The sequence below is a fragment of the Streptomyces sp. NPDC002476 genome (assembly GCF_042889785.1).
Taxonomy (GTDB): Bacteria; Actinomycetota; Actinomycetes; order Streptomycetales; family Streptomycetaceae; genus Streptomyces.
The window spans coordinates 1-21,277 of sequence record NZ_JBIARH010000045.1 but is presented as its reverse complement, the minus strand read 5'-3'; the positions used below and the strand labels follow the sequence as shown (position 1 = coordinate 21,277).

Below are 21,277 nucleotides of genomic sequence, written 5' to 3'. Positions count from 1 at the left end.
GCTTTCGCGGTCGGGAGACGGTCGGAGGTGATCGGGAATCGGGGTGATCAGGGGTGATCGGAGGGGGTTTCGGTGGGCGGGGGCGCCGGGGCGGTCGCGGGGGCGGGGTCAACGACGGCCGTCGGCGCGCGCGGTACCGGCACGGGCCGCCGCGATCGCGTCGCGGTAGCGGGCGGCGGTGCCGATGGCGGCCTGCTTCCACGTGAACCGGGAGAGCACCCGGGCGCGGCCCGCCGCGCCGAGCCGGGCCCGCAGTTCCGGGTCGTCGAGCAGCCGGGCGAGCGCGTCGGCCAGCGCCCCCGGGTCGGCGGGCGGGACGGCCAGACAGGTCTCGCCGTCCCGCCCGGCGACCTCGGGGATCGCGCCGCCGGTGGTGGCGACGAGGGGCGTGCCGGTGGCCATGGCCTCGGCGGCCGGCAGCGAGAAGCCTTCGTACAGCGAGGGCACGCACGCTATCTGGGCGCCGCGCACCAGGTCGACGAGTTCGGCGTCGCTGACACCCTTGACGAACTCGACGGCGTCCTGGAGCCCGTGCCGTTCGATGGCCTGCGCGACCGGCCCGTCCTCGGCCCGTCTGCCGACGACCACGAGGTGCGCCCGCGCGTTCCCGGTACGGAGCTTGGCGAGCGCCTCGACGAGATGGACGAGGCCCTTCAGCGGGACATCGGCGCTGGAGGTGGTGACGATCCGGCCGGGGACCTCAGGGACGGACGGATCGGGCGACCACAGGTCGGTGTCCGCGCCGATGTGGACGACGTGGATGCGGTCCTCGCGTACCCCGAGGTGGTCGACAATCTCCTGCTTGGAGGAGCCGGAGACGGTGAGTACGGAGGGCAGCCGCCGCGCGACCCGCTTCTGCATGCGGGTGAAGCCGTACCAGCGGCGTACGGAGGCACGCCGACGACGGCTCTCGGCGGCGTCCAGTTCCAACTGGCGGTCGACCGTTATGGGGTGATGGATCGTCGTGACGAGCGGGGCGCCGAGGTCCGCCAACAGCCCGTATCCCAAGGTCTGGTTGTCGTGGATGACGTCGAACGCGCCGCGCCGCTGGGCGAGATGACGCCGGGCGCGCAGGCTGAAGGTGAGCGGCTCCGGGAAGCCGCCGGTCCACATGGTGGCGACCTCGGTGGCGTCGATCCAGTCCCGGTACTCGTCGCGCTTCGGAGTGCGGAACGGGTCGGGCTGGCGGTAGAGGTCCAGGCTCGGCAACTCGGTGAGCGGCACGCCCTCATCGAGCACGGGGTACGGCTGGGCGCCGATCACCTCGACACTGTGGCCGAGGCGGGCGAGTTCACGGCTGAGGTGACGTACGTAGACGCCCTGGCCGCCGCAGAAAGGATTCCCCTTGTAGGTGAGGAGTGCGATGCGCAACGGGCGTTCGTCGGCGCCGCCCAACGGGTCGCCGCTCGCGCGGGGGCCGGTCTCTATGGCCTCGGCGGTCACACTCGGCCCCCTTCTGACTGCGTTTCGCCGGAGCGTAACCGCTCGCGCTAATCTAGAACAAGTTTCAGACTGGATCGTTCAATGAGCTACGAATCTACCGGCAGGTAGCGTCGGTGCAACGGCCGGTCCGGGTGATTCGCGCCACGACCGACGCCCTGGCATGCTGTGCGCCGCCGGGAGACCGAGCACCTCCTTCCGGCCCTGGACGAACGCCATGGATGGGGGACACATGACAGCGGAAGCCAGACCGGCATCGCCGCCCCTGACCGAGCGCCAGGAGGCCCGTCGCCGCCGCATCCTGCACGCCAGTGCCCGGCTCGCCGTCCGGGGCGGATTCGAGGCGGTGCAGATGCGCGAAGTCGCGGAGGCCGCCGGGGTCGCCCTCGGCACGCTGTACCGCTACTTCCCCTCCAAGATCCATCTGCTGGTCGCCACCATGCAGGACCAGCTCCAGCAGATGCACGCGACGCTGCACAAGCGCCCGCCGTCCGGGGACGATCCGGCGCAGCGGGTGGCCGACACCCTGATGCGGGCGTTCCGCGCGCTCCAGCGCGAACCCCACCTGGCGGACGCGATGGTGCGGGCGCTGACCTTCGCGGACCGCAGTGTCAGCCCGGAGGTGGACACGGTCTCGCGGATCACGACGGCGATCATCCTGGACGCGATGGGCCTGGAGGACCCGACGCCGGGGCAGCTGTCCGCGGTCCGGGTCATCGAGCACACCTGGCACTCGGCGCTGATCACATGGCTGTCGGGGCGGGCGTCGATCGCCCAGGTCAAGATCGACATCGAGACGGTGTGCCGGCTGATCGACCTGACGGCGCCGGAGTACGGGAACGGGGCCTGACGGCACCGGCGCACATGAACGAGCCCTGACGGCACCCGAAGGCGGGTTCAAGGCCTGGGCGCGGGCGCAAAGCCTGTGCGTGGGCACAGGGCCCGGCGCGGCACCCGAGAATCCCGACCGCGCAAGGATTCTGATGCTCCATCAGTCCGCATGAACGGGCGAGGTACCGGAGCACCCGCACGGCCCGGCCCCGCCATGAGCGCGGGCACGGGCGGCCCACGGCACGTGTTCCCGCGGCACGGGCCCGACGGCCCGGTGGCCTGATGTCAACCGCGCCATGGGCGCGCCGCGGGCCGCCCCATGTGCGACCGCCACATGTCCGCCGCGTCAGGTGGGGTGCTCTGCACCATGTCGACGGCGGCGCGGTGTTCATACGGTTCGGCGACATCCCCCGAAACCCGCCGAGGAGCCCGTCACCATGCGTCGCAGAACCACAGGCACCGTCCGCCGCCGCCGTCCCAGATCCGTGTCCGCCGTCGCCGTGCTGGCCTCGGCCGGTCTCCTGCTGGCCGGGTGCACCGCCGCGGGGAAGGCGGGCGAGGACGGTTCCGGATCCGGTGGGGACGCGAAGGACCGCAGCGTCAAGGTCGGTCTCGTGTACTCCCGCACCGGGCTGCTCGCCGACTACGGGAAGCAGTACCGCGACGGGTTCATGGCGGGCCTGGACTACGCGACGAAGGGCACCGGGAAGGTCGCCGGGCACAAGATCGAGGTCACCGAGCAGGACGACGCGGGCGACCCCGGCAAGGCGGTCTCGGCGGCCAAGAACCTGATCGGCAAGGGCCACAAGGTGCTGGCCGGCACCACCGATTCCGGTGTGGCCCTCCAGATGGCGCCGCTCGCCGCCCAGAACAAGGTGCTCTACATCAGCGGACCGGCCGCCACCGACGCCGTGACCGGGATCAACGACTACACCTTCCGTTCGGGCCGACAGTCCTACCAGGACATCCTCACCGCCGGGGCGATGCTCGGCGGGGCCAAGGGCAAGAAGGTCACGGTGCTGGCCCAGGACTCCACCTTCGGACAGGCCAACGTGGCCGCGGTGAAGGCGGTCCTCGGCGGCCGGGGCGCGGAGGTGGGATCCGTGCTGGCCCCGCCCAGCGCCACCGACCTGACGCCGTTCGCCCGGCAGGTGAAGGCGGGCGCGCCCGACCTGGTCTTCGTCGCCTGGGCGGGCTCCACGGCACCGGCGCTGTGGACCGCGCTGGACCAGCAGGGCGTGCCGGCGGCGAGCAAGGTCGTGACGGGCCTCGCCGGGACCGCCTCGTACCCGGTCTTCGGGGACGCGGGCGCCAAGGTGTCGTTCCTGGCGCACTACTTCGCCGGCGCGGGCGGCGGCAACGCCGTGGAGAAGGCCATGCTCGACGCGGTCGGCAAGGCCGGCGGCACCCCGGACCTGTTCACCCCCGACGGCTTCACCGCCGCGCAGATGGTGGTGCGGGCCGTCGAGAAGGGCGGCGCCACCGACACCGCCGCCATGGTGAAGGCCCTGGAGGACTGGACCTTCGACGGGGTGAAGGGCGAGGTGCGGGTCCGGGCCGAGGACCACGCCCTGCTCCAGCCGATGTTCGTCGCGAGGCTCGACGGGAAGGGCACCGACGCGAAGCCGCGGCTGGTGAACACCGAGCCGATGGACGTGGTGGCGCCGCCCGCGAAGCCCTCGGCGGGCTGACCGATGCCCGTACCCCACACCACCGCGCACCACCCGGGCGATGCCCCGGGTGGCGCCCCGGCCCCCGCCCCGGTGCTCCGGCTCACCGGCCTCGGCTGGCGCGTCGGCGGGGCGACGATCGTCGAGGACGTCTCCCTGGACGTCCGCGAGGGCGAGTTCCTGGCCTTCATCGGCCCCAACGGGGCGGGCAAGACCTCCCTGTTCAACCTGATCAGCGGGCTGGCCCCGGCCACCGCGGGCACCATCGAGCTGGACGGCACGGACATGACGGACCGTCCCGCGCACGAGCGGGCGCGGCGCGGCATCGGCCGCACCTTCCAGACGTCGAGCCTCTGGCCGGGGATGTCCGTCGCCGACCATGTGCGGCTGGCCGCGCAGGCGGCCCGCGGCGGCTCGTACCGGCTGTGGCGGCGCGCCGCCGCCTACCCCGCCGAGGTGGCCGACGTGCTGGAACGCACCGGTCTCGGCCACCGGGCACGGGCGCTGGCCTCCGAGCTGTCGCACGGCGAGAAGCGGAAGCTGGAGCTGGCGGTGCTGCTGGTCGGCGAACCGCGGCTGATGCTGCTGGACGAGCCGATGGCCGGGGTGAGCGCGGAGGAGGTCCCCGCGCTCACCGAACTCATCCGCACCCTGCACCGGGACGAGGGCCGCACCGTCCTCATGGTCGAGCACCACATGGACGTCCTGCTGGGCCTGGCCGACCGGCTCGCCGTGATGCACCACGGCAGTCTGCTGGCCCTGGACACCCCCGAGGCCGTGACGGCCGACCCGATCGTGCAGCAGGCCTACCTCGGGGAGGAACTGTGACGACCGGACCCCTGCTCGCCGTACGGGACCTGCGGGTCCTGATCGGCGGCCGGCACATCCTGCACGGCGTGGACCTGAACGTCGCCCGGCACGGCGTGACCGCGCTCCTGGGCCGCAACGGCGCCGGGAAGACCACCACCGTGCGCGGCGTCCTCGGCCTCGTCCCGCGCACCGGCAGTGTGCGGCTGGACGGGACGGAGACGGTGTCGATGCCCACCCACACCGTGGTGCGGCTGGGCGTCGGCTACGCCCCGGAGGACCGGGGGATCTTCGCCGGGCTGACCGTGGCGGAGAACCTGCGACTGGCCGAGCGGCCCGGCGCGGGCGAGCCCGCCTACCCGCTCGTCCACGAACTGTTCCCCGAACTGAAGCGCCGGGAGCGGCAGTTGGCCGGGACGCTGTCCGGTGGTCAGCAGCAGATGGTGGCGATCGGGCGCACACTGCTGAACGGCAACCGGCTGATCATCGCCGACGAACCCACCAAGGGCCTGGCGCCCAAGGTGGTGACCGAGGTCGCCCAGGTGCTGGAGCGGGCCGCCGAGGCGGTTCCGGTGCTGCTGGTGGAGCAGAACCTCGCCGTCGTACGGCGCCTGGCCGCGCACTGCGCGGTGCTCGCCGACGGCCGGACGGCCCACCAGGGCCCGGCGGCCGAACTGCTCGCCGACGCGGAGGCGGCACGACGCCTGCTGGGCGTGGGACACGGCCCGGCCCCCCACACGTCCTCCGTGGGGTCCGGTTCGCCGTCCGTGGGGGCCGATTCACCTTCCGTGGAGGCGGATTCCTGATGTCCACCGTCGTTCTGCTCACCATGACCGGACTCGGTCTGGGGGCGCTCTACTTCCTCGTCGCGTCCGGTCTCTCCCTGATCTTCGGCCTGATGGACGTGCTCAACTTCGCGCACGGGGCGCTGCTCTCCATCGGCGCGTACGGCACCTGGTGGGCGGCGTCCGGGAACCTGCCCGGCGCCGGTACCGACGGCGCGGGCTTCGTCCTCGCCGTGCTGTTCGGTACGGCGGTGGGCACCGCGGCCGCCGTGCTGCTGGAACTCACCGTCGTCCGCCCGCTCTACACCCGCCCCCGCGAGCAGGTGCTCGCCACGGTCGGGGTGGGGCTCGCCGTCCCCGCGCTGCTGTCGGGAATCTGGGGCTCGGACGCCCATACCTTCCCCGGCCCGAAGGCGCTGTCGGGCACCTTCGAACTGCTCGGTGCCCAGGTGCCGGTCAACCGGCTGGTGCTGGTCGGGGCGGCGGTCGTGGTGCTGGTGGCGCTGCGGCTCTTCCTCGGCCGCACCCGGCACGGCCTGGTGGTACGGGCCGGGGTCGAGGACCGGGCGATGGTCACCGCGCTCGGCATCGACGTGCGCCGGGCGTTCACCCTCGTCTTCGCGATCGGCGGCTCGGCCGCCGCGCTCGGCGGGGCGCTCGGCGGCCTGTACTTCGGCTCGGTCGACCCCCGCCAGGGGACCTCGCTGCTGATCTTCGCCTTCGTCGTGGTGGTCACCGGCGGCATGGGCTCGGTGACCGGCGCCGCGGTGGCGTCCGTCGTCATCGGGCTGGTCCAGCAGTTCGCCAACTACTACACCGCAGCGGGCCTCGGCGACCTGGCCGTCGTCGTCCTGCTCGCCGCGCTGCTGCTCGTCCGGCCGCGCGGACTGACCGGGAGGCTCGCGTGAGCACCGTCACCGAGACACACGACCGCACCGCCGACGGGCGCCGCGGCCACCCCGCCGCCCCGGCCGGGTCCGGGAACCCGGCCCGAGTGCTGCGCCGCTGGTGGCCCGCCGCCGTGCTGCTCGTACTGCTCGTCGCGCCGTTCAGCGCGCTGCCGCTGCCGGGCCTCCTGGACGGCCCGGTGGGCAGTCCGGGAAGTCTCCAACTCCTCGCCACCTGCCTGCTGTTCGGCGCCCTGGCGACCGGCTTCGACCTGTTGCTCGGCCGCACCGGACTGCTCTCCTTCGGGCATGCGCTGTACTTCGCGACGGGCAGCTACGCCACCAACCTGTTCCTGCTGGAGGCGGGTCTGCCGTTCGCGGTGTCCGCACTGCTCGGCCTCTGCTCCGGGATCGTGCTCGCGCTGGTCCTGGGATCGGTGAGCCTGCGGGTCACCGGCATCGGCTTCTCGATGGTGACGCTGGCGTTCGCCCAGGCGGGCTCGATCCTGGTCTCCCGCAACCCCGGCGGTCTCACGGGCGGCGAGGAGGGGCGGGCCGCCCCGGCCGAGCTGCTGCCGTCCTGGCTGGTGGGCATCGACCACACCGCGAACCTGTACTGGGTGGCGCTCGGCTATCTCGTCCTCACCCTGGCCGTCGTCCACTGGGCGGTCCGCTCCCCCACCGGGCGGGTCTGGGAAGGCATCAAGGAGAACGAGCGCCGGGTGGAGGTGCTGGGACTCAAGCCGTACGGTTTCAAGCTGACGGCGTTCGTCCTGGCCGGGGCCCTGGCCGCGCTGGGCGGTCTGGTGCACCTGCTGCTCACCGGCGGCTCGACCCCGCAGACGACCACCTCCGACTTCACCCTCTCGCTGCTGGTGATGGTGGTGCTCGGCGGATCGGGCACCCGCTGGGGCCCGATGGTCGGCGGCATCCTGTACACCTGGGCCGATCACCGGCTCGGCGATCTGGCCGGATCGGGCGCGGTCGCGGACCTGCCCGCGGTGTTGCGGGTGCCGCTGTCCCAGCCGCTGTTCCTGCTCGGCGTGCTGTTCGTCGCCGTGGTACACCTGCTGCCGGGCGGCCTGGCCCGGCTGCCCGCCCGGATCGGCGCCGCACGCCGTCGACCGGCCAAAACCCCGTCCCCGACCCCCGACCGGAAGGACAACGGACAGTCGTGAAGCCGTACGAAGAGATTCAGGTCCCCGTGACCGGGGGCGAGTTGGCGGTCCTGCGGTGGCCGGCCCGGGAACCGGACGCCCCGGTCGTCATCGCCTTGCACGGCATCACCTCCAACGCCCTGAGCTGGGGCGCGGTGGCCCGGCTGCTGGACGGCCGCGCCACCCTGATCGCCCCGGACCTGCGGGGCCGGGCCGGGAGTTCCGGGCTGCCGGGGCCGTACGGCATCGCCACGCATGCCGACGACGTCGCCGCCCTGGCCGAGGCGCTGGCCCCGGGCCGGGTGGTGCTGGCAGGGCATTCGATGGGGGCGTTCGTGACGGCGCTGGCCGCCGTGCGTCACCCGGACCGGTTCGGACCGCTGCTGCTGGTCGACGGCGGGATCGGCTTCCCCGCGCCCACGCATCTGTCCCCGGACGAGCTGATGACCGCGGTGATCGGCCCGGCCATGGACCGGTTGTCGATGACGTTCCCGGACCGGGCCGCCTACCGTGCGTTCTGGCAGGTGCACCCGGCATTCGCCGACGACTGGTCGGACGAGGTCGACGCGTACATCCAGCGCGATCTGACCGGCGAGGAACCGGAACTGCGCTCCACCTGCCGGATCGAGGCGGTACGCACCGACGGCATCGGTCTCTTCGACGAGGAGGTGCTGACGGCAATCCGGAAGCTGCCCGCCCCGGCGACGCTGTTGTGGGCGCCGCGCGGGCTGATGAACGAGGAGCAGGGCCTGTACGACGAGACCCGCCTGGCGGCGGCCGACCTCGGGGGCACGGGGGTGACGCCGGTACGGGTGGCGGACGTCAACCACTACACCGTGCTGACCGGCGAGCAGGGCGGCCGGGAGGTCGTACGGCATCTGCTGGAGCTGTGCGGCGCCCGCTGAAGCGGGACGCGGGCGGGTCCGGCCGGAGCGGCGCACGCCACCGGCCGGACCCGCCCGCCGCCGCATCTCCGGGGACCTTCGCCGGCAACGGATGTGCGGGAAGGCATCATCGCTCCCGGACGCCGAGGACGGTCACCGCTCCGGGACTCCGAGGACGGTCGGCGCTCCGGGAGCCCGCCAACCGGTGACGTTTCAGGGAAGTCCGGGGCTCCCCCGGCTCATGGAGTTTCAGAGGCAGTCCGGAGACTCCGCCAACTGGTGCAGCTTCAGGGCGAGCTGGATCTCCAGGGCCCGTGCGGGCTCGTTCCAGTCGTTCCCCAGCAGCACCTGCACCCGGTCGAGCCGCTGCACGACCGTGTTGACGTGCACGTGGAGTTCGTCCTTGGCGCGGACCAGGCTGCCCCCGGACCCGAAGTAGGCGCGCAGGGTCCGCACGAGGTGGGTGCCGCGCCGCTCGTCGTACTTCAGCAGCGGCCCCAGCGTCGCCGCCACGAAGCCGTCGACGTTCTGCCCGTTGCCCAGCACCACGCCCAGGAAGCCGAGTTCGTCGACGCACGCGCCCTCCCCGGCACGTCCCAGGACCCGCATGGCGCGCAGGCAACGGGCGGCCTCCTCGTACGCGGCGGCCAGCTCCCGGACCCCGCGCGCCGGCCCGGCGGCGGCCACCGTGACCGGGGCCTGGACCAGCTGCCCGAGCTGGGACGCCGCCGCCCGTGCCGCGCCACCGGCGCCCGCCCCGGTACCGTCTCCGAAGCCCGCACCGAGGCCGTCGGCGGCGGTCAGCAGCACGACCTGGCCGTGGTGTTCGGCGCTCACCCCGTGCATGTCGCCGCCGAAGAGGTAGCGCACCGCGGCCGGGGCCAGCCGCCCTCGCGCCCCTCCGTCGGCCAGCAGGAGCAAATGCGGCCGGTCGAGGTCGATGCCGAGGCGCCGGCCGCGTTCGACGAGCCCGGCCGGGTCGCGGTCCGCGTCCGTCAGCAGGTCGGTGATCAGTTCCCCGCGCACCCGGTTCTCGGTCTCGGCCACCGTGCGCCGCAGCAGCAGGAGCAGCCCGGTGACGACGGAGGCCCGCTCGAACAGCCGCCGGTCCGAGTCGTCGAGCGGTGCCCGCCGGTGCAGGACCAGTCCGGCCATGAGCTCCCGTCCCGCGAGGACGGCGCAGATCCACCGTCCGTCGCGGTGCACGGCGCGGGCGCCCGTACGGGACTCCTCCGCGGTCTCGGCCAGCCATCCGGCGTCCATGCTGTCGGCGGCGAAGTTCTCGCCACCGGGCCGGACGGCCGCGAGGAGCCGGCCGCCCGGATCGTGAATGGTGAGCGGGGAGTCCAGCAGTGCCGCGACGGCGGCGGCGACGTCCTTGACGTCCCGGCCGCGCAGCACCAGGTCCGTCAGCCGGTCGTGGGCCTCCTCGGCCCGCCGCATGGCCGCCGAGTGCGCCCGCACGGCCGCGTTGGCCTCGGCCAGCTCCGCGTTGGCCCCGGCGAGTTCGTCGAGGGCGGAACGGGTGTCGGCGAGCGCGCGGGCGGTGTCGATGGCGATGGCGGCGTGCGCGGCGAGCGAGCACAGCAGGGCGACCTCGTCCGGGCTGAACACCCGGGGAGCCCGGTCGGCGGCGAACAGCACGCCGATGACCTTGCCCGTGCCGCCGCGGCTGGAGCCCAGAAGCAGGGGGACGCCCAGGATGGCGACGAGCCCCTCGTCCAGCACCCCGGCGTTGATGTTGCGGGTGTGGCGGAAGCGGTCGTCGGTGCGGTAGTCGGGGGTGGCGTACGGGCGGGCGGTCTGCGCCACCAGTCCGCCCAGCCCCTCGCCCAGTTCCAGCCGCAGCTGCTGGAAGAGCACCGACACCGAACCGTCGGTCACCCGCATGTACGTGTCCCCCGCCTCCTCGTCGGGGAGCGTGAGATACGCGGTGTCCGTACCGAGCAGCATCCTCGCCCGCCGGACGATCGCCTTGAGCACGTCGTCCAGTTCGTGGGAGGCGGCCAGGTCGCCCGCCGTGTCGAAGAGCGCGGTGAGCTGGAGCTCACGGCGCCGGTGCTGGCGCAGGGCACCCCTGATCCGCAGGGCGGTGGCGGTGGCCCGCTCCATCTCCGCCAGATCACCGGCCCGCACCCCGGCGGCCCGCGCCTGCGAGGCGACGGCCCCCAGCTCCTCGGCGGGGGCGCCGTCGGCCAGCAGGTCGAGGAGACGCCGCAGATGGGGCGCGGCGGAAGCGGCGGAGACACCGACAACGGGGTCGGCGGGGTCGGCGAACTGGGATGGATCAGACATGGCGGCCGGAATTCATCGGGGTCGGTGGGTCAGTTGGCGGTCCAGCCGCCGTCCATGGAGAGCGAGATGCCGGTGATGTGACCGGTGTGCGGCCCGCAGAGCCACAGCACGGCCCCGGCGACCTCGTCGGGTTCGATCAGCCGCTTGATCGCGCTGCGTTCCAGCATCACCCGTCCCACCACTTCCTCCTCCGAGATGCCGTGCGTACGGGCCTGGTCCGCGATCTGGTTCTCGACCAGCGGTGTGCGTACGTAGCCGGGGTTGACGCAGTTGCTCGTCACCCCGTGCTCCGCCGCTTCGAGCGCCACCACCTTGCTGAGCCCCTCCAGTGCGTGCTTGGCCGCCACATAGGCCGACTTGTAGGGGCTGGCCCGCAGACCGTGCACGGACGAGATGTTGACCACGCGCCCCCAGCCGCGTTCGTACATGCCCGGCAGGGTCCGGCGCAAGATGCGGAACGGCGCCTCCACCATGACGCGCTGGATCAACGCGAACCGATCCGGCGGGAACGTGTGGACGGGGGCGACGTGCTGGAGCCCGGCGTTGTTGACGACGATGTCCGCGTCGGCGGGCAGCGCGTCCACCTCGTCCGGGACGGAGAGGTCGGCCACCCACACCGTCCCGCCGATCTCCTCGGCCAGGTCCCGGGCGGCGTCGGCGGTCCTGTCCACCACGTGCACGTGGGCACCCGCGACGGCCAGGGCCCGGGCACAGGCCTGCCCGATTCCGCTCGCGGCACCGGTCACCAGGGCGGTGCGCCCGGCGAGCGGCGGCCGGGGCGCTGCTGCGCCGGGTGACGGCGTGGCGGGCGGAACGACGTGGGGGGCGGCGTGCGGGGCCGCGGTCCCGGCGGGCCCGTGGTCCTGGCTCTGAGGAGTCTCCATGGCCGTCACCGTAAGGAGACCGGAGCCCGGGTCACACGGGGCCGGTGCACACACCGTCGCACGGCGGCATGGTGGCGGCCTACATGGTGCGGTGCCGCACCGGCCCGGGGCGGCCCCGGGGGGGCGGACCGGAGCCAGGTGCGGATCCGGGACCGCGCGGACCCGGGAACGATCCGGAGCCGGGTGCGGGTCCGCCCGTGCGGACCGGTGTCCGACACCGACAGCCGTCGTCCGACACCGACAGCCGTCGGCGGACCGGCCCTGGCGGACCGTCGGCGGGGCGGGACCGAAGACCTGACCGGGCGGGCGGGCCGAGGGCCTTCGGCCCCGTCGGCTCAACGGAGTCCGCGCGTTGAAGTGCACTCGATGTCGACGCACGCAAGAGCGCCCGTGCACACAGCGGGGACCCGGGAATGTCCGCCGGGCCCATGGGCGGCGAGGACACCGGCCCATAGCGTCCGCCCCGCACCCGACTCGCCCAACACCCGCCGAACACCTGACCAACGCCCGCCCAACTCGCCCGGAACACCCGGAACACCCGGGACACCTGAGACGAACGCCCCGCACCTCGTCCAAAACCGAAGCACCCGCAACCGTCCGACCGGCCGGGAGACCCCGGTCCGCCGAGCAAAGTGAGGCATCCGTGCGCCCATCGATCCTGCGACGCCTGCTCCGGCGCGTCGTCCCCACCGCCGCGCTCGCGCTCGTCGCGGCGACGCTGAGCACCGCGGCGACCGCCCCGCCGGCCGAGGCCGCGGCTCCCACGACGGCCTCGGCCGCGGCCGCGGGCGGCCTGCAACAGGTCACCGGCTTCGGCACCAACCCCGGCAACCTCCAGATGTTCGCCTACGTCCCGGCCGGTCTGCCCGCGAACGCGCCCGTGGTGGTGGCCCTGCACGGCTGCGCGCAGACGGCCGACGCCTACTACGCCAACTCCGGCTGGCCGAAGTACGCGGACCTGTGGGGCTTCGCCGTGGTCTTCCCGCAGACCACGGCCGCCAACAACGCGCTGTCCTGCTTCAACTGGTTCGATCCGGCCGACAGCGGCCGGGGCAGGGGCGAGGCCGCGTCCATCGCGCAGATGGTGGAGTACGCGAAGCAGCAATACGGCTCGGACGGCGGCCGGGTGTACGTGACCGGCCTGTCGGCGGGCGGCGGCATGACGGCCGACCTGCTGGCCGCGTACCCGGACGTGTTCGCGGGCGGCTCCGTGGCCTCGGGCGTCCCCGCCCGCTGCGCGACGAGCCAGGTGGGCGCGTCCGCCTGCCAGATGGGCACGGTGAAGCTGACGCCCGCGCAGTGGGGCGACAAGGTCCGCGCCTCCAACCCCGGCCACTCGGGCCCCTGGCCCCGGGTCGCGATCTGGCAGGGCACGGCCGACTACACGGTCAACCCGGCCAACGCCACGGCCCTGCGCGACCAGTGGACCGACGTCTGGGGCATCGGCCAGACCCCGTCGTCGACGGACGCCCTCCCGGGCAACACGACGCGCAGCACGTACGACGACGCCTCCGGGCGGCCGGCCATCCAGACGTACTCGGTCTCCGGCATGGGTCACGGCCTGGCGGTGAGCCCCGGTTCGGGCCCGGAGCAGTGCGGCTCGACGGCCACGTACTTCCTGAACGCCATCTGCTCCACGTACCACACGGCCGTCTTCTGGGGCCTCGACCAGGGCACCCCGGGAGGTGGCGGCGACCACCTCCCCGCCCCGTCCGGCCTCCGGGTCACGGGCGTCTCGGCGGACAGCGTCTCGCTCTCCTGGGACGCGGTCGAGGGCGCCGCCTCGTACGTGGTCCGCCGTAACGGCGCGAAGGCCGCCTCGCTCACGGCGACGACGTACACGGACCCGGGTCTCACCGCCGGTACCGCCCACCGCTACACCGTGACCGCGGTCGACGCCTCGGGCACGCCCGGCACGGCCTCGGCGCAAGTCACGGCGACCACGACCGGCTCCGCGCCCGCCCGCTGCTTCACGGCGAGCAACTACGCGCACGTGGCGGCCGGAAGGGCACACACCACGCTCGGCTTCGTCTACGCCAACGGCTCGAACCAGAGCATGGGTCTGTACAACATCTTCATCGCCCACACCCTGCGGGAGTCACCGACGGGCCACTTCGTGCTCGCCGACACGGGCTGCACGCCCTGACCGGTCGCGTCCTCCTCCGGGAGGCGGCCATGGGCATCCCGTACGACGGCCGCCTTCCGGCTCGCGGTTCCCGTCCCCGCCGCCGGACCGGGGAGTTCTGGAAGTCCCTGATCACGGACCAAGAATGCCGAGAGATCTTCGAACCTCTCGCCCGATATCGCCGACGGATCTCCGGCTCAGGTCACTAAAGGATGTTCCACGGAAGTTGCCCATCCCGCGTCCGGAGCCCCTCGACTCGTCGCCGCACCTCGGCCAAGGACCGGGGAGCATGATGAACCTTCCGGGCGTTCGTAGTAATCATGCGCAGCTCCCGGATGCCGCGAAGGGTGGGGTAACCGGCGCATTGCGTGATGTCCCACCCGTAACTCTCCGCGAAGGCCTGGTAGTGGGCCTGACTGTAGCCGAATCGACGGCAGTGCACCTCGACGGTGATGAGGTCCCATTCCGGCTGCCCCCAGGCCATCGTGTCCCAATCGCAGAGCACTGCGGAGCCGTCGGAGGTATGGAGTGCGTTCCGGTGCTGCGGGTCTCCCTGTATCAGTCCAGGAGCAAGCATGAACTGGACATTCCGCAGTTCTTCTTCAAGACGGTCGGCCTCGTCCTCCATGTGACGGAGTGCGGCTGCGGGAAGGCAGGTGATTGCGGCGAGGGATCGTCGGATTGCGCGGATGTTGTCGTGTTCGGCAAGGGCGATCGGGGGCGCGGGCAGCGCGTGCAGGGTCTTGAGAGGCCCGGCCAGCTGCTGGGCCGCGACGAGATGATCGGGCTGTGCCAGGTAGGTCCAGAAGGTTACGGCGTGCCCGTTGACGACGATCGGTTGGACGCACGAGTGGAGGGAAACCGTGGGGAAGTCTGCTTCCATGAGCCATCGGACGATGGTGACCGTGCGCCCGGCACTCTCCACGTCGGTGCCCTTGCGGGCGATCTTGACCACGACCTGCTCCTTCTCAAGGAGAAGGACCGCGTTGGTGTGCCCGCGCAGAAGACGCGCGTCACGACTGTCGAGGTCTGCCTTCGCGCAGGCGCGCTCCAGCACTTGGTACATCTCGGACTCGTCGAACCCTCCCGGGGCCGGCGTGTTTGTCATGCGTCCCAGGCTCCACGACGAGGACCCGTCCTGTCACATCCGTACCGGTGGGAGTTCGAGGATCTCGCGCAGTTCACATGCCGCACGGCCAGCCCGTATCCCTGACGGGAGGACCTCGATCACCTCACGGGCCCGCTCCTCCACGATCGGCGTGCGGTGGGCAGGATCCATGTTCAGGAAAGTGGCGCCGGCCAGCTGGCAGGCTTCGGAGGGGCTTCTGTCCCACGCGTAGCAGATGGCTCCTTCGAGCCGGAGAAGAGCAGGGTCGATTCCTGTCTTCTCCGGATAGAGCTTGAATGCCTGCTCCTGGACGCATCGCGCCTCGCGCGTGTGCCCCAGAGCGGTCAGCGCCCCGCTCTTGTAGAGCAGAAACCGGCGCTCCGGGAACGCGAAGGCGTCCTCGGCCGCGCCCCCTCCGAACTGTTCGAATGCCTTCGTCGCGTAGCGCAGGGCGGCTTCGGCGTCCTTCTCAGCGCCCAGTTTCGCCAGGGCTCGGGCTTCTGCCGCTGCCGCGAACGTGTGCGCAGAGCTCGGTCGCGCTCGGCTGATGACCCTGGCCTCCCGGCAGAGGTTCACCGCACTGGCCGTGGGGCCGTAGTAGAAGGGCAGCATCGCGGCCTGTGCCCTGACACGAGCACGGAGCTCCTGGTTCCCGGTGTCGTCTGCGGCTGTACGCGCCGTGGCGTACCAGGATCTCGACCGGTGAAGGTCTCCGAGCTTCATGAGTGCATCGGCGATCATGGTGGCGAGCATCGCCGTCAGCTCCGAGAGCCGGACTTGCATGACGGCCGGCTGTCGGCATGCGGCCAGCCCCTCGACCTCCGTGAGATGGTCCAGGAGGCGGGTGAGCATCAGCGCCGGCGCGGTGAAGATGTACTCCTGGCTGGCCCAGAGGACCATCTCATCGATGTGATCCAGCTGGTTGGCGCTGACTGTGGCGGATGCGAGGGTGCGGTCCACCGCGCGGCGAGCCGCGTCGACCCGGTACGGCAGATGCTCGCCGGCCGTTGCGATCCGCTCGCCGACCAGGGAGACATGCAGGCTCTCAGCCGATCCTGACGATGTGGAGTCCACCCGACGGGCGATGTCGGCCACTGCCGGTTCTCCCAGACCGAGGCCATCGGGCGAGCAGCCGTAGAACGAACCGAGCAGGAGCACGGTCGACCGGACCGGGTGGTGCCTTCCGGTCTCCCAGAGACGCAGCTGTTCCATCGTGAGGCGAGGTGCCTTGTCCAGGTCGGAGCTGAACTCGCTGATCCGCTCGACTGCCTGGGAGAGCGTGAGCCCCCTGGCCAAGCGCTGGGCGCGCAAGAGGGAGACCGAACAGTGTGCATGAATCACGCGGGCGATCTCGCTGTGAGAACGTCCGTGCTCAATACTGTCCGCGCGTAACCGTTTTGCGCATGAAGGACCGTGGGGCTCTGGGCCACGTCGCATGGAGTCGACTCCCTTCGAACTCGCCACCAGCGTAATGACGTGTCTTCGGCTCCCTGTCAAAAAACGTCACGCCGCCGGGCTCGACGCGGAAATACGTGAAGGGCCACGTAGAGCCCGTCACGTTTACGTGAACCATCACGGTTGCCACTCCCGCCACACGCGGGCGAGTCTTTCCGTCCTCGGAAACCCGAGAACACACGCCGCTCGCCGACCACGGCCTCTGACAGCCCTGGCCTGCGAGCTACGGGAGTCGCCGCCCCGCTCCGCACGGACCGGCGGCTCCCGCCAGCCAGGAGTGGGGGTGCACTCACATGACGTCTCGGAGAACCGGCCAGTTTCTGGCCGCCCTGACGTTCGACGTCGAGGCGGAGCGTACAACGATCCGGTTCGCGAACTCGGCCCACGCCGTACCGCAGGCACGACGCTTCCTCCAGGAGCAGCTCAGCACCTGGGGTTTCACCCGGAACGACGAACTGACGGACCGCGTGCTTCTCGTGGCCAGTGAACTCGTCACCAACTCCGTGGTCCACGGCCGATCCCTGTCGGCCAGTCAGATCGAGATACTCACGGTCTCGCTCTCCCTCAAGCCTGGCGTCGCCCTCGGGCTCCTGGTGACCGACAACTCGCCGAAAGTGCCGGTGCCGGTGATCCGACCCACGCACGCGGAGGGCGGCCGGGGTCTTCGGCTCGTCACCGCCATCGCCGATGGCTGGGCGGCTGCCCCCACGACTCGTGAGGGAGAGGTGGTCGGCAAGGGAGTGTGGGCGTTCTTCGACTGGCCCGACGAGGCCGCTCAGCTCAAGCGCGGCCGTGTGGAACGCCAGGGTCGAGCAGCTGGGGAGGAACGTTGATCGCCGCAAGACGCCAACTGCTGGCGGCGTACGGCCGCTTCGGTGTCCTCGACACCGGGTGCATCCAGCCCACGTGTGCAGTGCTCTCACTGCACACACGGCATCGCGGGGCGCGGCCCCTCGCCCCGGGCACTGGGCATGTCTTCGCCGATATCGCCGACGCCGTCCGGGGATCTCGTATTCCGTCGTCCGTGGAGGCGCCACCGTGTCCGACCCGCTGAAGCCCGACACGCACCCGGGCCCCGTGGTGGAACTTCCCTACCACGCTCCACCCGAAGAACCCCGGCCGGCCAAAGGCTGCGACATCTGCTGTGCCTTGGACCGTCAACGGACGGCGGCACGGCAGACCGGCGATCTGTCGCGAGTGACGGACTGCAACGTGGAGATGCGGCGCCACCCACACCCGCGCACGGGGTGACGGGGCCCGTGAGCGCACGTACGGCGCTGGTCGTCGTGGCGTTCACCGCCTGGGTGACCACCATCGCCATGCTGGTCAGCCGGGCGGCGCACGCCCCGTAGAACTCCCGCTCCGGTGGCCTGGTGGGGACCGTCACCAGGCCATCGAAACGCGGGTGGTGGCGCTGGTCTGCGCGTACGCGGACGTCCTGCTGTGCGTGGGCAGTGCCACCCACGTCACCGACCTGCTGCGACACGGTCTGCGCCCCTACACCTGGGCACCGGACTGGCTGAACCTGTACTGGTCCTCGCTGGCCCTCTTCGACACCCTGGCCACGTTGCTCCTGCTCCGGGGAAGACACTCCGGCGTGGACCTCGCCTGCCTCGTCATGGCCACGGACCTCGCCGTCAACTGGTACGCGGTGTACGGCATCCAGCACAGCACACTGCTGGACGAGCCGGGGCTGCAACGGCTGACCGCCTTCGGCGTACTCGTCCTGGGGACCGCGCCGTTCATCCGGCGGCGTCTGCGCCCCGCGCCCGGCGCATCGTCCTCGTAGTGGTGAACGCCGAGGCAGCCCTTACCGGACCGTTCCGGTAAGGGCCGCCCACATGTGACACGACTGCGGCGCAACCCGAGCCGCACAGCGCATGGAACCGCCTCCGCTCCTGCGGCGAGCACAGCGGCGGCCCCTACTCCTCCGGCGGGAACACCACGTCCCCCGAACCGGCGAGCGTGATCAGGATGGCCTCGACCGGGCATCCCTCGGCCGCCGCCAGGACCCGCTCGTCCGCGTCGCTCTCCGGGGAGGCGGGCCGCGACTGACGGGCGGAGTCCAGCGCGAAGGCGTCCGGGGCGTGGTTCACGCACATCGCGGAGCCGATGCAGATCCTGCGGTCGACCTCCACGGCCCAGCGGTCCCCCATCACGCGCCTCCCTCGTCAGCGGCACCGGCCCGGTATCCGGCGGGCAGGTGGATCATCTTGTGCTCGAAGTACTCGCCGTACCCCTCGGGCCCGAACTCCCGTCCCAGGCCGGAGTTCTTGTACCCGCCGAACGGACCGAGCATGTCGAGACTGAAGGTGTTCACACTGTACGTGCCGGTCCTGACCCGGCGGGCGATGTCGATGCCGTGCTCGGTGTCGGCGGTCCAGACGCTGCCGCTGAGGCCGTAGTCGGAGTCGTTGGCGATGCGTACCGCCTCGCCCTCGTCGCCGTACGGAATCAGGCAGATGACGGGACCGAAGATCTCCTCCCGTGCGATGCGCATGGAGTTGTCGACATCCCCGAAGAGCGTCGGCTCGACGTACCAGCCCCGCTCCTGGGAGGCCGGGCGACCACCGCCGGACAGGATCTTGGCGCCCTCGTCCTGACCGACCCGGATGTAGTCGAGCGAACGCCGCTGCTGGCGCTCGGCGACCAGGGGGCCGAGTTCGGTGGCGGGGTCGAGCGGGTCGCCGATCTTCAGCGCAGCCGCCGCCGCGGCGAACGCCTCGGCCGTCTCGTCGTACCGGGAACGCGGGGCGAGGATGCGGGTCTGGGCCACGCATGCCTGCCCGTTGATCATCCAGGCGAACGGGACGATCCCGGCGACGGCCGTCTCCAGGTCGGCGTCCGGGAGGATCAAGGCGGCGGACTTCCCGCCGAGTTCCAGCGTGACCCGGGTGAGGTTGCGGGAGGCGACCTCCATCACCCGGCGTCCCGCGGCCACCGATCCGGTGAACGACACCTTGTCCACGCCGGGGTGCCCGACCAGGTACTCGCTGACCTCACGGTCGGCCGGCAGGATCGACAACACGCCCTCGGGCAGCCCGGCTTCGGCGGCGATCTCGGCCAGGACATAGGCGTCCAGCGGGGATTCGGGCGACGCCTTGAGGATGGCGGAGCACCCGGCGAGCAGCGCGGGCGCGAGCTTGGCGGCGGCGGTGAACTGCGGAACGTTCCACGGCACCACCGCCGCGACCACCCCCACCGGCTCCCGGCGCACCAGCAGCGGCCCCAGCGCTCCGTCGCGCCGCTCCTCGTACGGGAAGGTACGGGCGACGGTGATCGCCGCGTCCCACACCATCATCGCGGAGAGCGCCTGCACCATCACGCTGGACGTGTACGGGGTGCCGTTCTGCGAGCTGATGATCCGGGCGATCTCCTCGTACCGCGCGGCGAACGCGTCCTTGATCCTGGTCACGACCGCGATCCGCTCGTCCAGGGCCATGCGCGGCCAGGGCCCCTCGTCGAACGCCCGCCGCGCGGCGGCGACGGCCCGGTCCACGTCCGCCTCGCAGGCGTGCGGCACCCGGCCGATGACCTGTTCGGTGTGGGGCGATACGACCTCGATGACGTCCCGGCCCAGCGGATCGACCAACTCACCGCCGATGAACAGTTTTCCGTGCTCGACAAGCTCGGTCATGGCTGCTGCCTCCCGCGAACCGGCGTCAAGAGACCTTCTGGCGAACGGATCTTCTGACGGACTGACGGACCGTCAAAACTGATACCAGTTCCAGTTCCAGGAGTCCACGGCCGTAGCCGTTCCGGAAGCCTCGGCAACACTCCGGGAGCCCCGGAGGTTCCGGGGCACTCGACCACGCCCCGTAGACAACCACCACACCCCCGCCCAGCTCTGACACGCCGTCACCACGCCAAACTTGAACAACGAAAAACCACTGCAATGGCGCCGCAGACATGCTTAGGATCAAGCCAGACCGAAGGCCGATCCACGGGGGACGAGGCCGAACGGTCCGTCGATGCGACGCGGGCGAAACACGGGGATTCCCACCTTTCTCCTGCATGCTCTCGCACCTCGGGCACCTCTCCCCTGCCCGGCCTTCACTGGCCGCCGTCCGCGACGGTTCCGACCGCCGCGGGCACAACAGGGGGAATTTTCTTGAGGCGTACCCGTATACGCACCACCGCGAGGATCACGTCCGTCACCGCGCTCGTCCTGGCCGCCGGAGTCGGCGGTGCTTCCAACGCCCACGCCGACTACTACAGCGGCGGCATGCCGAGCCCCAAGTTCAACGTGAAGGACGTGGGCATCAACCCGACTTGGGTCGGGTTCCTCGACACCGGCCGCAAGAACTGGAACAACGCCAAGGCGGGCGCCAGCATCGGCCGCAAGTCCAACGCCAAGGCCACCTTCACGGCCGGGCGCTACAGCCAGAGCTGGTACGGCCTCTACTCGCCGTCCGGCCTGCGTCCCATCAACCGCATCTTCTCGATCAAAGTGAACGCCCGGACCCTGTCCCGGGACGCCGGATCGAAGATGACCGAGTGGTCCCGCAGCACCACCACGCACGAGCTGGGCCACGCCCTGAGCCTCGACGACAACCCCAAGACCAAAAAGGCGTCCTTGATGAAGCACAGCAGGAACAGGACCACCGTGCAGAAGCCGCTGGCGTACGACGTCTCCGAGGTCAAGAGGATCTACTGATGTTGACGCTCTCCCTCCTGAAGGAGGGAGGTTCTTACGGCTCGCGCCGTGAGACTTCCTGTTTCATCGCCGACTGCCCGCCCGGAGTTCTCCGTTGAGGTCTTACACCGGCTCCACAGGCCGACACCGCCCGTCCGGCGGCCAGCAGGTTGCGTGCGGCGTTCACGTCCCGGTCGTGGGTCGTGCCGCAGGCGCATGTCCAGGTGCGGACGTGCAGCGGCATCTTGTCCTGCAAGGTGCCGCAGACGGAGCACAGCCTGGAGGAGGGGAAGAAGCGGTCGACCGCGATCAC

Annotated in this window: 19 protein-coding genes; 11 read left to right on the top strand and 8 right to left on the bottom strand. The window is 71.4% G+C overall.

Annotated elements, in window-relative coordinates:
- Positions 1 to 108: 108 nt before the first annotated feature.
- On the bottom strand, positions 109 to 1,443 hold the full coding sequence (locus ACFYXM_RS32120) for a glycosyltransferase family 4 protein (protein ID WP_389294698.1): 1,335 nt from the start codon (positions 1,441 to 1,443) through the stop codon (positions 109 to 111).
- A 229-nt stretch (positions 1,444 to 1,672) separates the two neighbouring features.
- Between ACFYXM_RS32120 and ACFYXM_RS32115 the strand changes: the two genes are divergently transcribed.
- The 7 genes from ACFYXM_RS32115 (at position 1,673) to ACFYXM_RS32085 (ending at position 8,482) form a co-directional block, all read left to right on the top strand.
- Complete coding sequence (locus tag ACFYXM_RS32115; protein WP_389294696.1) at positions 1,673 to 2,290, top strand: TetR family transcriptional regulator; 618 nt, start codon at positions 1,673 to 1,675, stop codon at positions 2,288 to 2,290.
- Between the two features lie 418 nt (positions 2,291 to 2,708).
- Complete coding sequence (locus tag ACFYXM_RS32110) at positions 2,709 to 3,962, top strand: substrate-binding domain-containing protein (protein ID WP_389294694.1); 1,254 nt, start codon at positions 2,709 to 2,711, stop codon at positions 3,960 to 3,962.
- 3 nt (positions 3,963 to 3,965) lie between these two features.
- The gene (locus tag ACFYXM_RS32105) at positions 3,966 to 4,769 is read left to right on the top strand and encodes an ABC transporter ATP-binding protein (protein WP_389294693.1); all 804 of its coding nucleotides are present in this window, start codon (positions 3,966 to 3,968) and stop codon (positions 4,767 to 4,769) included.
- Positions 4,766 to 5,554 (top strand): ABC transporter ATP-binding protein, encoded by a 789-nt coding sequence (locus tag ACFYXM_RS32100; protein WP_389294691.1) that lies wholly within the window; start codon positions 4,766 to 4,768, stop codon positions 5,552 to 5,554. The genes ACFYXM_RS32105 and ACFYXM_RS32100 overlap by 4 nt, the downstream gene beginning before the upstream one ends.
- The gene (locus ACFYXM_RS32095; protein ID WP_389294689.1) at positions 5,554 to 6,441 is read left to right on the top strand and encodes a branched-chain amino acid ABC transporter permease; all 888 of its coding nucleotides are present in this window, start codon (positions 5,554 to 5,556) and stop codon (positions 6,439 to 6,441) included. The genes ACFYXM_RS32100 and ACFYXM_RS32095 overlap by 1 nt, the downstream gene beginning before the upstream one ends.
- A complete protein-coding gene (locus ACFYXM_RS32090; RefSeq protein WP_389294687.1) occupies positions 6,438 to 7,598 on the top strand; it encodes a branched-chain amino acid ABC transporter permease in 1,161 nt (386 codons plus the stop codon). The genes ACFYXM_RS32095 and ACFYXM_RS32090 overlap by 4 nt, the downstream gene beginning before the upstream one ends.
- Entirely contained in the window at positions 7,595 to 8,482 is an 888-nt protein-coding gene (locus ACFYXM_RS32085; RefSeq protein WP_389294685.1) for an alpha/beta hydrolase, read from the top strand. The genes ACFYXM_RS32090 and ACFYXM_RS32085 overlap by 4 nt, the downstream gene beginning before the upstream one ends.
- A gap of 228 nt (positions 8,483 to 8,710) precedes the next feature.
- On the opposite strand, the gene ACFYXM_RS32080 is transcribed toward ACFYXM_RS32085, so the two are convergent.
- Both ACFYXM_RS32080 and ACFYXM_RS32075 read right to left on the bottom strand, forming a co-directional pair.
- Positions 8,711 to 10,756, bottom strand: coding sequence for a helix-turn-helix domain-containing protein (locus tag ACFYXM_RS32080; RefSeq protein ID WP_389294683.1), 2,046 nt, complete (start codon positions 10,754 to 10,756; stop codon positions 8,711 to 8,713).
- Between the two features lie 29 nt (positions 10,757 to 10,785).
- On the bottom strand, positions 10,786 to 11,640 hold the full coding sequence (locus tag ACFYXM_RS32075) for a 3-hydroxybutyrate dehydrogenase (protein WP_389294681.1): 855 nt from the start codon (positions 11,638 to 11,640) through the stop codon (positions 10,786 to 10,788).
- A 643-nt stretch (positions 11,641 to 12,283) separates the two neighbouring features.
- Here ACFYXM_RS32075 and ACFYXM_RS32070 point away from each other — a divergent pair.
- On the top strand, positions 12,284 to 13,786 hold the full coding sequence (locus tag ACFYXM_RS32070; RefSeq protein ID WP_389294679.1) for a PHB depolymerase family esterase: 1,503 nt from the start codon (positions 12,284 to 12,286) through the stop codon (positions 13,784 to 13,786).
- 184 nt (positions 13,787 to 13,970) lie between these two features.
- Here ACFYXM_RS32070 and ACFYXM_RS32065 read toward each other — a convergent pair whose 3' ends face one another.
- Together ACFYXM_RS32065 and ACFYXM_RS32060 are read right to left on the bottom strand one after the other, a co-directional pair.
- On the bottom strand, positions 13,971 to 14,873 hold the full coding sequence (locus ACFYXM_RS32065) for a phosphotransferase family protein (protein ID WP_389294677.1): 903 nt from the start codon (positions 14,871 to 14,873) through the stop codon (positions 13,971 to 13,973).
- Positions 14,874 to 14,906: 33 nt separating this feature from the next.
- Complete coding sequence (locus ACFYXM_RS32060; protein WP_389294675.1) at positions 14,907 to 16,184, bottom strand: XRE family transcriptional regulator; 1,278 nt, start codon at positions 16,182 to 16,184, stop codon at positions 14,907 to 14,909.
- Positions 16,185 to 16,621: 437 nt separating this feature from the next.
- Between ACFYXM_RS32060 and ACFYXM_RS32055 the strand changes: the two genes are divergently transcribed.
- Positions 16,622 to 17,161 carry an ATP-binding protein gene (locus ACFYXM_RS32055; RefSeq protein ID WP_389294673.1) on the top strand — a complete coding sequence of 180 codons (540 nt, stop codon included), beginning with the start codon at positions 16,622 to 16,624 and terminating at the stop codon, positions 17,159 to 17,161.
- Positions 17,162 to 17,733: 572 nt separating this feature from the next.
- The gene (locus ACFYXM_RS32050) at positions 17,734 to 18,117 is read left to right on the top strand and encodes a hypothetical protein (protein WP_389294671.1); all 384 of its coding nucleotides are present in this window, start codon (positions 17,734 to 17,736) and stop codon (positions 18,115 to 18,117) included.
- Positions 18,118 to 18,250: 133 nt separating this feature from the next.
- Here the strand turns inward: ACFYXM_RS32050 and ACFYXM_RS32045 are convergent, their stop codons facing one another.
- Together ACFYXM_RS32045 and ACFYXM_RS32040 are read right to left on the bottom strand one after the other, a co-directional pair.
- Positions 18,251 to 18,484, bottom strand: coding sequence for a ferredoxin (locus ACFYXM_RS32045; protein WP_389294669.1), 234 nt, complete (start codon positions 18,482 to 18,484; stop codon positions 18,251 to 18,253).
- Entirely contained in the window at positions 18,484 to 19,965 is a 1,482-nt protein-coding gene (locus tag ACFYXM_RS32040; RefSeq protein WP_389294667.1) for an aldehyde dehydrogenase, read from the bottom strand. The genes ACFYXM_RS32045 and ACFYXM_RS32040 overlap by 1 nt, the downstream gene beginning before the upstream one ends.
- 474 nt (positions 19,966 to 20,439) lie before the next feature.
- Between ACFYXM_RS32040 and ACFYXM_RS32035 the strand changes: the two genes are divergently transcribed.
- The gene (locus tag ACFYXM_RS32035; RefSeq protein WP_389294665.1) at positions 20,440 to 20,985 is read left to right on the top strand and encodes a hypothetical protein; all 546 of its coding nucleotides are present in this window, start codon (positions 20,440 to 20,442) and stop codon (positions 20,983 to 20,985) included.
- 34 nt (positions 20,986 to 21,019) lie between these two features.
- On the opposite strand, the gene ACFYXM_RS32030 is transcribed toward ACFYXM_RS32035, so the two are convergent.
- Positions 21,020 to 21,277: zinc ribbon domain-containing protein (locus ACFYXM_RS32030; protein WP_389294663.1), on the bottom strand; the 258-nt coding region annotated here is incomplete at its 5' end.

What these genes read in the sequence shown, in the direction of transcription:
- ACFYXM_RS32115 (WP_389294696.1), top strand. Translation starts at nt 1,673, where the DNA reads ATGACAGCGGAAGCCAGACCGGCATCGCCGCCCCTGACCGAGCGCCAG.
- ACFYXM_RS32110 (WP_389294694.1), top strand. Translation starts at nt 2,709, where the DNA reads ATGCGTCGCAGAACCACAGGCACCGTCCGCCGCCGCCGTCCCAGATCC.
- ACFYXM_RS32105 (WP_389294693.1), top strand. Translation starts at nt 3,966, where the DNA reads ATGCCCGTACCCCACACCACCGCGCACCACCCGGGCGATGCCCCGGGT.
- ACFYXM_RS32095 (WP_389294689.1), top strand. Translation starts at nt 5,554, where the DNA reads ATGTCCACCGTCGTTCTGCTCACCATGACCGGACTCGGTCTGGGGGCG.
- ACFYXM_RS32080 (WP_389294683.1), bottom strand. Translation starts at nt 10,756, where the DNA reads ATGTCTGATCCATCCCAGTTCGCCGACCCCGCCGACCCCGTTGTCGGT.
- ACFYXM_RS32075 (WP_389294681.1), bottom strand. Translation starts at nt 11,640, where the DNA reads ATGGAGACTCCTCAGAGCCAGGACCACGGGCCCGCCGGGACCGCGGCC.
- ACFYXM_RS32065 (WP_389294677.1), bottom strand. Translation starts at nt 14,873, where the DNA reads ATGACAAACACGCCGGCCCCGGGAGGGTTCGACGAGTCCGAGATGTAC.
- ACFYXM_RS32055 (WP_389294673.1), top strand. Translation starts at nt 16,622, where the DNA reads ATGACGTCTCGGAGAACCGGCCAGTTTCTGGCCGCCCTGACGTTCGAC.
- ACFYXM_RS32045 (WP_389294669.1), bottom strand. Translation starts at nt 18,484, where the DNA reads ATGGGGGACCGCTGGGCCGTGGAGGTCGACCGCAGGATCTGCATCGGC.
- ACFYXM_RS32040 (WP_389294667.1), bottom strand. Translation starts at nt 19,965, where the DNA reads ATGACCGAGCTTGTCGAGCACGGAAAACTGTTCATCGGCGGTGAGTTG.